The sequence below is a fragment of the Paraburkholderia bryophila genome, assembly GCF_013409255.1.
In the GTDB taxonomy this organism is placed as follows: Bacteria; Pseudomonadota; Gammaproteobacteria; order Burkholderiales; family Burkholderiaceae; genus Paraburkholderia.
Genome location: NZ_JACCAS010000002.1, coordinates 2,049,827 through 2,062,654 on the forward strand (window position 1 = coordinate 2,049,827; position 12,828 = coordinate 2,062,654).

Below are 12,828 nucleotides of genomic sequence, written 5' to 3' on the forward strand. Positions count from 1 at the left end.
CGCTTGTCTTGCCGGCCCTTCCTTCTTCAGAAATTCGAGTCCGCTTCCCGGTTCTCTACGACATCTTGCGTGGCCGTCCCCGTCCTCGTCCTCCAATACGGTGGACGGTTGTAGTACGCGTGCACTGTCGCGCCCCATTGCATGTCTGCCATCGACGGCCAGTGATCCTTATCGAAACCCGGTGCGCTCTTGAACCGCTCGGCAGGGGCGTCGAGCACGAAGCATTTGTCGTCGGTGTCAAGTGTGAGCGCGCTCCACGGTATCGCGTGCAATGTGTCGCCCATGCCGAGAAAACCGCCGCTCGATAACACCGCGTAGGCGATTCGTCCGCCGCGTACGTCGAGCATGATGGCCGAGATTTTGCCGACGTGTTCGCCGTCGGAGGAGATGACCTTGTTGCCGTCGAGCGTCGAGGCGGCCATGACTTCCGGACCGGGGCCGTCGCCGACGCCAAGGCCGACGATGGTGGCGCCTTGGGTGGCGGCGGAGGTGTTGGCGGTGCCGGTGGTTTCCGGGTTTTGAGGGGTGAGCGAGGTCATGATGGGCTCCCTGTGAAAAGCTTGTGCAGGGGGCGCGCAATGAGCGTGCCTGTGGGGGCTGGGTGGTGGTGTGGCGTGGTGAGGTGTGCTGCGGAGGTGATGCAGGGGGTGATGCAGGAGAGGTTTGCGGCAGGGGTTTGCGAGGGCTTGCAGGGGAAGCCGCTTGCCGTGCAAAGCGCACGGCAAGCGTAAAACAGCTAGCTTAACGGTCGAGGAACGACTTCAGACGATCAGCGCGGCTCGGATGCATCAGCTTGCGCATGGCCTTGCTTTCGATCTGACGAATCCGCTCGCGCGTGACGTCGAACTGCTTGCCGACTTCTTCGAGCGTGTGGTCCGACTTCGTGTTGATGCCGTAGCGCATACGCAGCACCTTCGCTTCACGCGGCGACAGCGAGTCGAGCGCGTCGTCGATGGCGGCGCGCAAGTCGGCTTGCATCGCGGCGTCGGCCGGCGACGAAGCGCCCGCATCTTCGATCATGTCGCCGAGCGTGGCGTCGCCGTCGTCGCCGACCGGCGTTTCCATCGACACCGGCTGCTTGGCGATCTTCAGAATGCCGCGCACCTTCTCTTCCGACAGTTCCATGCGTTCCGCCAGCACCGACGGATGCGCTTCCTGACCGGTCTGCTGCAGGATCTCGCGCGAAATGCGGTTGAGCTTGTTGATCGTTTCGATCATGTGCACCGGCACGCGAATCGTACGAGCCTGGTCGGCGAGCGAACGCGTCACGGCCTGGCGAACCCACCACGTTGCGTACGTGGAAAACTTCCAGCCACGACGGTATTCGAACTTATCCACCGCCTTCATCAGGCCGATGTTGCCTTCCTGGATCAGGTCGAGGAACAGCATGCCGCGGTTCACGTACTTCTTCGCGATCGAGATCACGAGACGCAGATTCGCCTCGATCATCTCGCTCTTGGCCTTGCGCATCTTCGATTCGGCCGCAACCATCTGACGATTGATTTCTTTCAGATGCTTGAGCGGCAGCGAAACCGTGGCTTCGATTTCGATCAGCTTTTGCTGTTCGGACTGAATGGCCGGCAGATTGCGCTCCAGCGCCGCGCCGTAGGACGTGGTGCCGCGCGCTGCGCGTTCCGTCCAGCCGAGGTCGGCTTCATGGCCGGCGAACGTCTCGATGAACTTTTCGCGCGGCATGCCGCTCTTCGCGACGACGATTTGCAGGATGTTGCGTTCGATCGCGCGAACCTGCGCGACCTGGTGCTGCACGTCGCCGCACAGACGGTCGATGGTGCGTGCCGTGAAGCGGATCTTCGCGAGATGCTGCTGGATCTCTTCGCGTGCGCGCAGATAGGCCTTCGAGCTGACGTCGCCGCGCGTGTGCGAAGCGTTCATCTGGTCGGACAGCATGCCGACCTGGGCGAAGATTTCGAGGCAGTCGCTCGTGAGTTGCTTCAGGCGTGCTTCGTCCGCGGCGGACGAGTCGGCCGGGCCGACGTCGTCGCTGTCTTCTTCTTCGTCGCTTTCCGTGTCCGTGTCGACGTCGGCTGCGGCCTCGGCGCTCGGGGTCTCTTCTTCGGCGGCGACCGTCTCTTCATTCAGACCGTCGACCATTTCGTCGATGCGCAGTTCGCCGTCCGCGACCTGCTGGGCGCTCGCCAGAATGGCGGAGATTGCCAGCGGGCAAGCGGCGATCGCCTGCACCATTTCGTGCAGGCCGTCTTCGATACGCTTGGCGATGGCGATTTCGCCGGCGCGGGTCAGCAACTCGGTTGCACCCATTTCGCGCATGTACATGCGGACCGGGTCGGTCGTACGGCCGAACTCGGAGTCGACGGTCGACAGGGCGACTTCGGTTTCCTCGTCCGCCTGATCGTCCGACACCACGGCGGGGGCGTTCGAGTTGAGCAGCAGCGTTTCGGCGTCCGGAGCCTGCTCGTAGACCTGCACGCCCATGTCGTTGAACGCGCTGACGATGCTGTCGATCGCCGCCGTCTGCGCGAAGTTGTCGGGCAGGTGGTCGTTGATCTGCGCGTGGGTCAGGTAGCCTTGCTCCTTACCCAGCTGGATCAGCGCGCGCATCTGGCGCTGACGTTCTTCTGCCTGCTGCGGCGGCAGTTCGGCCGCCACGGGGATCGCTTTGCCGGCGCCCTTGCCCTTGGCCGTGCGGCCGGAAGGAGCTTTGGGGGTGTAGCTGGCGTTTTCGTGTTGCGAATCTTCGCGATCAAAAGGGTTCACGTATTCTCCTCTAGAGGCTTCGCTATGAGACGCAAGACGCGACCGTCAGGCGTTTCGAGCATGGCTCAACATCACCTGAGTGACTCAACGCGGTTGTTTGGCTGTTGCTCTGGGGAGCAAAAAAGATGAGCCCGCTCGAAGCGGGCCGATAGAAATGTGCGAAATTCGCGCGGCTCGCATTATAGCTGAGCTTCCGCGTTCGCGCTCATCGTGTGCACAAGATATTGTCATGCACGGTGTCAACAGGTCCGTTCGCAGCCCGCCGGTCACACGCGGTGGGGCGTGTTGAGGTCGATGCACCAAGGTGTGTGCGGATTGGTCGATTACAAGCTCCTCACTATAGAGGAACTTGCTCGTTCGCACACGACGCGATCGGTTTCCCTCTGACCCCCTCCATATGGAGGGAGGATGTTTCTGGCGTCGATTCGGGCTTCGTCAAAAGAAAATTCACGCAAAGGGGTTGACGACATGTCAGTCGTTCTTCATAATCTCGTTTCTCTGCTGCAGATGCAGCGACGCAGAACGAAGCGACCGGGTAGTTGTGAGGTTGGCGACAGCGGTGCGGGTTCGGTAGTGAATGCGTAATCGATCTTTAAAAATTAACAGCCGATAAGTGTGGGCGCTTGATGCGAGACGCGAGGTGGATCTTTCGGGATCTGCCGCAAAGCGAAAGTATCAAGTCTCACACAGTAATGAAAGGAAGGTTTGAGCATCGCAAGATGATCGAACAATTCGTCAGTACGTTGAGTGAGCGACCGGTTCTTAACGGAACCGAAAAACAGTAACAGGTTTGAACTGAAGAGTTTGATCCTGGCTCAGATTGAACGCTGGCGGCATGCCTTACACATGCAAGTCGAACGGCAGCACGGGAGTAATCCTGGTGGCGAGTGGCGAACGGGTGAGTAATACATCGGAACGTGTCCTGTAGTGGGGGATAGCCCGGCGAAAGCCGGATTAATACCGCATACGCTCTACGGAGGAAAGGGGGGGATCTTAGGACCTCTCGCTACAGGGGCGGCCGATGGCAGATTAGCTAGTTGGTGGGGTAAAGGCCTACCAAGGCGACGATCTGTAGCTGGTCTGAGAGGACGACCAGCCACACTGGGACTGAGACACGGCCCAGACTCCTACGGGAGGCAGCAGTGGGGAATTTTGGACAATGGGGGAAACCCTGATCCAGCAATGCCGCGTGTGTGAAGAAGGCCTTCGGGTTGTAAAGCACTTTTGTCCGGAAAGAAAACTTCTGCCCTAATACGGCGGGAGGATGACGGTACCGGAAGAATAAGCACCGGCTAACTACGTGCCAGCAGCCGCGGTAATACGTAGGGTGCAAGCGTTAATCGGAATTACTGGGCGTAAAGCGTGCGCAGGCGGTCCGCTAAGACAGATGTGAAATCCCCGGGCTTAACCTGGGAACTGCATTTGTGACTGGCGGGCTAGAGTATGGCAGAGGGGGGTAGAATTCCACGTGTAGCAGTGAAATGCGTAGAGATGTGGAGGAATACCGATGGCGAAGGCAGCCCCCTGGGCCAATACTGACGCTCATGCACGAAAGCGTGGGGAGCAAACAGGATTAGATACCCTGGTAGTCCACGCCCTAAACGATGTCAACTAGTTGTTGGGTCTTCATTGACTTAGTAACGTAGCTAACGCGTGAAGTTGACCGCCTGGGGAGTACGGTCGCAAGATTAAAACTCAAAGGAATTGACGGGGACCCGCACAAGCGGTGGATGATGTGGATTAATTCGATGCAACGCGAAAAACCTTACCTACCCTTGACATGTATGGAAGTCTGCCGAGAGGTGGATGTGCCCGAAAGGGAGCCATAACACAGGTGCTGCATGGCTGTCGTCAGCTCGTGTCGTGAGATGTTGGGTTAAGTCCCGCAACGAGCGCAACCCTTGTCCCTAGTTGCTACGCAAGAGCACTCCAGGGAGACTGCCGGTGACAAACCGGAGGAAGGTGGGGATGACGTCAAGTCCTCATGGCCCTTATGGGTAGGGCTTCACACGTCATACAATGGTCGGAACAGAGGGTTGCCAAGCCGCGAGGTGGAGCCAATCCCAGAAAACCGATCGTAGTCCGGATCGCACTCTGCAACTCGAGTGCGTGAAGCTGGAATCGCTAGTAATCGCGGATCAGCATGCCGCGGTGAATACGTTCCCGGGTCTTGTACACACCGCCCGTCACACCATGGGAGTGGGTTTCACCAGAAGTAGGTAGCCTAACCGCAAGGAGGGCGCTTACCACGGTGGGATTCATGACTGGGGTGAAGTCGTAACAAGGTAGCCGTATCGGAAGGTGCGGCTGGATCACCTCCTTTCTAGAGCTGAACGTGTCGAACGTTGAGCGCTCACGCTTATCGGCTGTAAATTCAGACAGACTCAGGGGTCTGTAGCTCAGTCGGTTAGAGCACCGTCTTGATAAGGCGGGGGTCGATGGTTCGAATCCATCCAGACCCACCACTGTTTCTGCGGTGGCTGTGCTAACCGGTTGAAGGCACCCTTGAAGTTCATGTGTGACTGGGGGATTAGCTCAGCTGGGAGAGCACCTGCTTTGCAAGCAGGGGGTCGTCGGTTCGATCCCGTCATCCTCCACCAATCATCAATGCATAGCGTTCTGCGGAAGTACTGCAGAGGGTTGTGCATTGGCGATTGAGCCAGTCAGAGTGATACGTGGTTATAGCAATCATGATATCGGCTGTCGTTCTTTAACAATCAGGAAGAAGTAGTAAAGAGATTCACGAAAGGCTATCTAGAGATGGGTAGGCGAGTAGGTGAATCAGGGTTGTGATTGTATCAATGTATGAAAAGGTAATCGAAAGATTGCCTTGGAATACGGCGCAACACGAATACTCAACCTGTAACGATGTGACCCGCGCTGCGTTCCGAGTGAACGCGGTGTGAGACACACCCGTTATAGGGTCAAGCGAACAAGTGCATGTGGTGGATGCCTTGGCGATCACAGGCGATGAAGGACGCGGTAGCCTGCGAAAAGCTACGGGGAGCTGGCAAACGAGCTTTGATCCGTAGATGTCCGAATGGGGAAACCCACTCCGAATGGAGTATCCATGACTGAATACATAGGTCATGCGAAGCGAACGCGGTGAACTGAAACATCTAAGTAACCGCAGGAAAAGAAATCAACCGAGATTCCCAGAGTAGTGGCGAGCGAAATGGGACCAGCCTGTACTCTTTATCTTCATTGTTAGTCGAAGGCTCTGGAAAGTGCCGCCATAGCAGGTGATAGCCCTGTAGACGAAAACAGCGAGGAAGAACTAGGTGTACGACAAGTAGGGCGGGACACGTGAAATCCTGTCTGAAGATGGGGGGACCATCCTCCAAGGCTAAATACTCGTGATCGACCGATAGTGAACCAGTACCGTGAGGGAAAGGCGAAAAGAACCCCGGGAGGGGAGTGAAATAGATCCTGAAACCGCATGCATACAAACAGTAGGAGCCTCCTTGAGGGGTGACTGCGTACCTTTTGTATAATGGGTCAGCGACTTACATTCAGTGGCAAGCTTAACCGATTAGGGCAGGCGTAGCGAAAGCGAGTCCGAACAGGGCGATTCAGTCGCTGGGTGTAGACCCGAAACCAGGTGATCTATCCATGGCCAGGATGAAGGTGCGGTAACACGTACTGGAGGTCCGAACCCACTAACGTTGAAAAGTTAGGGGATGAGCTGTGGATAGGGGTGAAAGGCTAAACAAACCTGGAAATAGCTGGTTCTCTCCGAAAACTATTTAGGTAGTGCCTCGTGTATCACCTTCGGGGGTAGAGCACTGTCATGGTTGTGGGGTCCATTGCGGATTACTACGCCATAGCAAACTCCGAATACCGAAGAGTGCAATCACGGGAGACAGACATCGGGTGCTAACGTCCGGTGTCAAGAGGGAAACAACCCAGACCGCCAGCTAAGGTCCCCAAATATTGCTAAGTGGGAAACGAAGTGGGAAGGCTAAAACAGTCAGGAGGTTGGCTTAGAAGCAGCCATCCTTTAAAGAAAGCGTAATAGCTCACTGATCGAGTCGTCCTGCGCGGAAGATGTAACGGGGCTAAGCAATATACCGAAGCTGCGGATGCACATTTATGTGCATGGTAGGAGAGCGTTCCGTAAGCCTGCGAAGGTGCATTGAAAAGTGCGCTGGAGGTATCGGAAGTGCGAATGCTGACATGAGTAGCGATAAAGGGGGTGAAAAGCCCCCTCGCCGTAAGCCCAAGGTTTCCTACGCAACGTTCATCGGCGTAGGGTGAGTCGGCCCCTAAGGCGAGGCAGAAATGCGTAGCTGATGGGAAGCAGGTTAATATTCCTGCACCATTGTTAAATGCGATGGGGGGACGGATCGCGGAAGGTTGTCCGGGTGTTGGAAGTCCCGGTCCTTGCATTGGAGAAGGCGCTTAGGCAAATCCGGGCGCGGAATTCAAGGGTGCGAGGCCATTCACCTAGGTGAAGAAGCAATCGGAAGTGGTTCCAAGAAAAGCCTCTAAGCTTCAGTTTAACAAGACCGTACCGCAAACCGACACAGGTGGGCGAGATGAGTATTCTAAGGCGCTTGAGAGAACTCGGGAGAAGGAACTCGGCAAATTGGTACCGTAACTTCGGGATAAGGTACGCCCCTGTAGCTTGACTGGCTCGCGCCAGAAGGGTGAAGGGGTTGCAATAAACTGGTGGCTGCGACTGTTTAATAAAAACACAGCACTCTGCAAACACGAAAGTGGACGTATAGGGTGTGACGCCTGCCCGGTGCCGGAAGATTAAATGATGGGGTGCAAGCTCTTGATTGAAGTCCCGGTAAACGGCGGCCGTAACTATAACGGTCCTAAGGTAGCGAAATTCCTTGTCGGGTAAGTTCCGACCTGCACGAATGGCGTAACGATGGCCACACTGTCTCCTCCCGAGACTCAGCGAAGTTGAAGTGTTTGTGATGATGCAATCTCCCCGCGGCTAGACGGAAAGACCCCATGAACCTTTACTGTAGCTTTGCATTGGACTTTGAACCGGTCTGTGTAGGATAGGTGGGAGGCTATGAAGCGTGGACGCCAGTCTGCGTGGAGCCATCCTTGAAATACCACCCTGGTTTGTTTGAGGTTCTAACCTTGGTCCGTAATCCGGATCGGGGACAGTGCATGGTAGGCAGTTTGACTGGGGCGGTCTCCTCCCAAAGTGTAACGGAGGAGTACGAAGGTACGCTAGGTACGGTCGGAAATCGTGCTGATAGTGCAATGGCATAAGCGTGCTTAACTGCGAGACCGACAAGTCGAGCAGGTGCGAAAGCAGGTCATAGTGATCCGGTGGTTCTGTATGGAAGGGCCATCGCTCAACGGATAAAAGGTACTCTGGGGATAACAGGCTGATACCGCCCAAGAGTTCATATCGACGGCGGTGTTTGGCACCTCGATGTCGGCTCATCTCATCCTGGGGCTGTAGCCGGTCCCAAGGGTATGGCTGTTCGCCATTTAAAGAGGTACGTGAGCTGGGTTTAAAACGTCGTGAGACAGTTTGGTCCCTATCTGCCGTGGGCGCTGGATATTTGAAGGGGGCTGCTCCTAGTACGAGAGGACCGGAGTGGACGAACCTCTGGTGTACCGGTTGTCACGCCAGTGGCATCGCCGGGTAGCTATGTTCGGAAGAGATAACCGCTGAAAGCATCTAAGCGGGAAACTCGCCTTAAGATGAGATATCCCCGGGGCTTCGAGCCCCTTGAAGGGTCGTTCAAGACCAGGACGTTGATAGGTCAGGTGTGGAAGCGCAGTAATGCGTTAAGCTAACTGATACTAATTGCCCGTAAGGCTTGATCCTATAACAGGTGTGTCTCTCTCGACACACGGTTGAGATCAGTGTTGTGCGATACAGGCACAACCCAAAGTAATACCGAGAGGCATCCTCTCAACTACTTCTTCCAGATTGGCTGTAGTGCCCAAAGGGCACGACAGCAACAAGTTATGCCTGATGACCATAGCGAGTCGGTACCACCCCTTCCCATCCCGAACAGGACCGTGAAACGACTCCACGCCGATGATAGTGCGGATTGCCCGTGTGAAAGTAGGTAATCGTCAGGCTCCCAAGCAGCAACGCAGAAACCCCACCCCAAAAGGTGGGGTTTCTGCGTTTACGGCGACGGAAAATCACAACAAGGTACCCAACGTCCACCGCCGTCATCGCCCAACTATTCTTGCGCGTTGCGCAACACCGCTCTTACTCGGCTCGGCAACCCGTCACGTTGCCCCCAGAAGCTCCGAGCGGCGTCTCAATCCCCGCCGGTTCGTTACGCGTTCACATCGCTGGCTCACTCCAGGCCGGGGCAATTCCGACATTCGCGTCTGCGCGTCTCACGTGCACCTTCCCGATACGCTGCGTCACCCGCGCGCAGCGAGTTTGCCGGCCAGCTTCTCCCCTCCAGTCCGCTCAGGCCCGCTTTCGCGCTGGCGTCTGATACCTCATGCCTGCTGTAAAGCGGTCCAGCCGTTCGCTCGCATCGGTGATCGCCCACAGCGGGGCACGGTGCAACTGCTGGTCGTAATTCGTCGCAATCGTGGCAAAAAGTGCGACGCCGGTGTTATCCAATCTCCATTCACCGGTCTCTCGGCCGATATCGAACACCGTCGATACCGCACGTTCCGCCGCGCCGAGTTCCTCGCCTGATGCTGAGCCAAAGCCGGACTCGGCCAGAAAACCGGTCAGCAGCATGGTCTGCGTGAGGGTTTGCGCGTCGATCATGCTGCCTGCGCCGCGGCGCAGGGCATCGAGCGCCAGATGTACCCGCAACGCGAGGTCATCGGCGGTCTGCCGGGCAATCGGCAACAGCATGACCTTGGCATGCCGCGCACGCGCAGCGCCAGTGTGGCGGGATAAAGGGATAGGTTGTGCCATGAAGGTCCAATGTTTATGCCTGTGCAGATGCAATAACGGCGCGGGCCGCAAAAGGTTGAGCCCCTCACTGATCATGCAGCAGGTCGATTGGTTGGAATGCTGGCCGGTGGCCGCACTCACGCCACTCAGCGCTATCCTTGCTGCGTGCAATTTTTAATCCGCATGACCTAAATCTTTCGGCCGGCCTTCATGTTGCGGTGAATTTGGTCGACTGCATCGTGCGAATCGTCGATGTGTAATAACGCCGGGAAAACGATCCATGCTCGCGGCTATGTGTCTTAACCAGGCGTATGGCGTTGGCCGGAAGGATGCTCAGTCAGCGATTCTGCAAACGGCGGCGTCCAAAGCGACACACGGCGCGCACTCATTCAGTGTCGCTCACCTGATCGTTGCGTTCCCGGGAAGAGAGAACGGAGGCTCCCACCGCAGCGACGCGCCGTAAGTTGCGCCCACCGCCCACCGCCCACCGCCCACCGCCCACCGCCAAGTGCCAAGTGCCAAGTGCCAAGTGCCAAGTGCCAAGTGCAAGACGGCAGCATGAGCTTCGACACCCCGGGGACACCACAGTCCATGCAGACGGGACGATATCCTCATGGCGTATGTGTCCGGCATTTCGGGCACCTCGACTACCCGCCAATCAACACAGCCCACGTGTTCCCGGCGCACGGCATCCCACATCCACCCGGACGAGCCCTTTCCCACCTCAGCGCTCGGCTATCGCCCTATCCGCGACCCATTGCACCCCGCACCCCGTCACGCTTCACCATCGTTACCAGCCGGCGCCACGCTACGTGCGCGAACACGCCGGCGAATTTCCGAATCCAGAATCAGCCGCCCGCGTAGCTTCCCCTTCATCCGCTTCACGTAGCGTGGCGCTTCGGTCATGTGGATCACCATCAACTCCCGAACTTTCTCCACGTCGCGCTCACGCGCCGCTTTAGTAATCGCCTTGTGAATTTTCACGTTCGCCTGGCCGAACCGCTCGTGCTCGGACTGCGGCGTGTCGTTCCGAAACTCGATCAACTGCCGGATCATTTCGTTGATCAGCTCGCAACTGAAACGTAAAAACGGGTTCGGATTCGCCGCGGCCAGAATGTCATGAAAGTTCACGTCTTCCTGACGTTGCCGCACGATATCTTTCCCGCCGTGCGACGAAGCCGGCCGATCGCAGCACGCAATGCTCGCTTCGAGCGCGTCGAAATCCTGGTCCGTGAGATGCGGCACTGCCCCCGCCGCAAGTTCAGGCTCCAGCAATTTGCGCACGGTGTAAATGTCGTCGATGGAAACGTCTTTGAAGAACAGATAGTTCTGCAATAGCTGCAACGTGCGATCCAGCGGCACCTCCACCACCATGCCGCCGCCGGTCGGGCCCGTGGTCACCTTGATGAGCCCCTGCACCTCGAGCGACTTCAGTGCCTCGCGGATCGTACTTTTGCTCACTGAAAAGAGCTGCTGCAACTCCACCTCACGCGGCAACCGATCACCCGGTTTCAGGTCCTTCTCGGTGATGAGCCGTTTGATTTCCTCCGCGACCAGATCGCCGCGCTTCTGCTGTTTGATCTCAATCGCGGCGCCAGCCTTGGCGCGGTCCATGGCCATATTCGATGCTCCCAGTTTGTCCTGCGCGATCCCCGATCGGTCCCCCGGCCTCACAACGACCAGCAAGGCCGCCTCGATGCTGCCAGGAATTTTGCCTTATTGACACTCGAATTTATTGTACCTACGATCAAGTCCAACCTATTTATCATGATAAATAGAACAAAGCCGCTGTGGCGGAAAACTTCACGGCGGCCAGCGAGTTCAAGCAGTCTCAAGCAGTCGTTCGCGCAATGCGTGCAGTTTCGTAGTCGGTCAGTGCGTGTCTCTTTCCTAAGGAGCGTCATTTTGAATCGCCGAAATATGTTGAAGCTGGCCGCGTTGTCGGCCGTTCCTGGAACGTTGGGCTCGCTGGTCGCGCGCAGCGCGTTCGCGCAGGCCAGTACCTTGCAATTTGCCTGTCCGGTACCGATGTCGGGACCGTTCGCGGCGAACGGCAAATACGCCGACCTCGGCATGAAGCTCGCGATCGAGCAATACGGCAAGGTGCTTGGCGAGCCACTCGCGTACACAGTGCTCGACACGGAAGGCAAGCCTGCAACGGCGGTGCGTCGCGTGCAGGAAATCGCGCAGCAGAAGAATGCGCGTTTCTTTGCCGGCGGTATTCTGTCGTCCGAAGCATTGGCGATGGGCAAGGAAGTGCAGAAGGCCGGCGGTGTTTTCATCACCACGGCCGGCGCGGACGAAATCACCGGCAAGGACTGTAATGACGCCACATTCCGCTGGTCGGTGCCGACCTACGGCGCGATCGAACAAACGGTACGTCCGCTGATCCAGATGCTGCCGAAAGCAAAACGCTGGTACACGATCACGCCGCAATACGTGTTCGGCGACGGCTTATTGTCTGCTGCGAAAGCGATCTTCAAAGAGAAGGGTATCGAGCATGTGGGCAACAGCTATCACTCGCTCAACGAGAAAGAATTCAGCGGCTATCTGACGAACGCGGTCGCGGCGAAGCCCGACGTATTGCTGATTCTGAACTTCGGCTCGCAATCGTCTGACACGCTGCGCCAGGCGGTGAGCTTCGGTATGAAGAACAATTGCACGATTCTGATGGCGTGGGCATCGGGCCTTGAGCAATTCGAATCGCTCGGCGCGGACCTGTGCGAAGGCGTCTATTTCGGCGCGCAGTACTGGCACGGTATCGATTCGCCGCTCAATCGCGACCTCGTCAAACGCGCCAACGTCGCATTCAAAGCGAACCCCAACTATAGCCTCGCGGGCTCTTATATCTGTACGAAGATTCTGCTCGACGGCATCGTGAAAGCGGGCAACGTCGATCCGAAGAAAGTGGTCGCCGCGCTCGAAGGCATGAAATACGACGGTCTGACCGGTCCTGAAGAAATCCGCAAAGGCGACCATCAGGTACTGAAGAACTATTATCTGTTGAAGGGTAAGGCGAAGAACAAGATGAAAAACGCCGACGATTACGCAGATATCGTCAGCTCAGGCCAGTCGTTCCTGCCGCTCGATAAGACCGGCTGCAAGTTGACCTGATGCAGTAGCGCGATGCTGTCGAGCGTCGCAAACCTGCTTTCGCATCAAGGCATCAAGCACGGCCATGCGCAATCAGATCGCCTAACCCCCGGTATTGCGCATCAAAACGTATGTGCCCGCAACGG

General features: G+C 57.2%; 5 protein-coding genes, 2 tRNA genes and 3 rRNA genes. 6 read left to right on the forward strand and 4 right to left on the reverse strand.

Annotated elements, in window-relative coordinates; all coding sequences use genetic code 11:
• Positions 1-26: 26 nt before the first annotated feature.
• Positions 27-539 carry a PRC-barrel domain-containing protein gene (locus GGD40_RS30155; RefSeq protein WP_179746111.1) on the reverse strand — a complete coding sequence of 171 codons (513 nt, stop codon included), beginning with the start codon at positions 537-539 and terminating at the stop codon, positions 27-29.
• Positions 540-741: 202 nt separating this feature from the next.
• A complete protein-coding gene (gene rpoD, locus GGD40_RS30160; protein WP_179710716.1) occupies positions 742-2,736 on the reverse strand; it encodes an RNA polymerase sigma factor RpoD in 1,995 nt (664 codons plus the stop codon).
• Positions 2,737-3,528: 792 nt separating this feature from the next.
• Here rpoD and GGD40_RS30165 point away from each other — a divergent pair.
• The 5 genes from GGD40_RS30165 (at position 3,529) to rrf (ending at position 8,799) form a co-directional block, all read left to right on the forward strand.
• A 16S ribosomal RNA gene (locus GGD40_RS30165) occupies positions 3,529-5,059 on the forward strand.
• A gap of 65 nt (positions 5,060-5,124) precedes the next feature.
• Positions 5,125-5,201 (forward strand) — tRNA-Ile (locus tag GGD40_RS30170).
• A 59-nt stretch (positions 5,202-5,260) separates the two neighbouring features.
• Positions 5,261-5,336: transfer RNA gene (locus GGD40_RS30175), tRNA-Ala, on the forward strand.
• A 322-nt stretch (positions 5,337-5,658) separates the two neighbouring features.
• Positions 5,659-8,539, forward strand: a 23S ribosomal RNA gene (locus GGD40_RS30180).
• A 146-nt stretch (positions 8,540-8,685) separates the two neighbouring features.
• Positions 8,686-8,799, forward strand: a 5S ribosomal RNA gene (rrf, locus tag GGD40_RS30185).
• The 16S, 23S and 5S rRNA genes sit together here with 2 tRNA genes alongside, the layout of an rRNA operon.
• Before the next feature lie 346 nt (positions 8,800-9,145).
• On the opposite strand, the gene GGD40_RS30190 is transcribed toward rrf, so the two are convergent.
• Together GGD40_RS30190 and GGD40_RS30195 are read right to left on the reverse strand one after the other, a co-directional pair.
• Entirely contained in the window at positions 9,146-9,610 is a 465-nt protein-coding gene (locus GGD40_RS30190; protein ID WP_179713916.1) for a hypothetical protein, read from the reverse strand.
• 753 nt (positions 9,611-10,363) lie between these two features.
• Positions 10,364-11,209, reverse strand: coding sequence for a FadR/GntR family transcriptional regulator (locus GGD40_RS30195; RefSeq protein WP_179710712.1), 846 nt, complete (start codon positions 11,207-11,209; stop codon positions 10,364-10,366).
• Positions 11,210-11,494: 285 nt separating this feature from the next.
• Between GGD40_RS30195 and GGD40_RS30200 the strand changes: the two genes are divergently transcribed.
• Positions 11,495-12,703, forward strand: coding sequence for an ABC transporter substrate-binding protein (locus GGD40_RS30200; RefSeq protein WP_179746112.1), 1,209 nt, complete (start codon positions 11,495-11,497; stop codon positions 12,701-12,703).
• The last annotated feature ends 125 nt before the right edge of the window (positions 12,704-12,828 follow it).

What these genes read in the sequence shown, in the direction of transcription:
- GGD40_RS30190 (WP_179713916.1), bottom strand. Translation starts at nt 9,610, where the DNA reads ATGGCACAACCTATCCCTTTATCCCGCCACACTGGCGCTGCGCGTGCG.
- GGD40_RS30195 (WP_179710712.1), bottom strand. Translation starts at nt 11,209, where the DNA reads ATGGCCATGGACCGCGCCAAGGCTGGCGCCGCGATTGAGATCAAACAG.
- GGD40_RS30155 (WP_179746111.1), bottom strand. Translation starts at nt 539, where the DNA reads ATGACCTCGCTCACCCCTCAAAACCCGGAAACCACCGGCACCGCCAAC.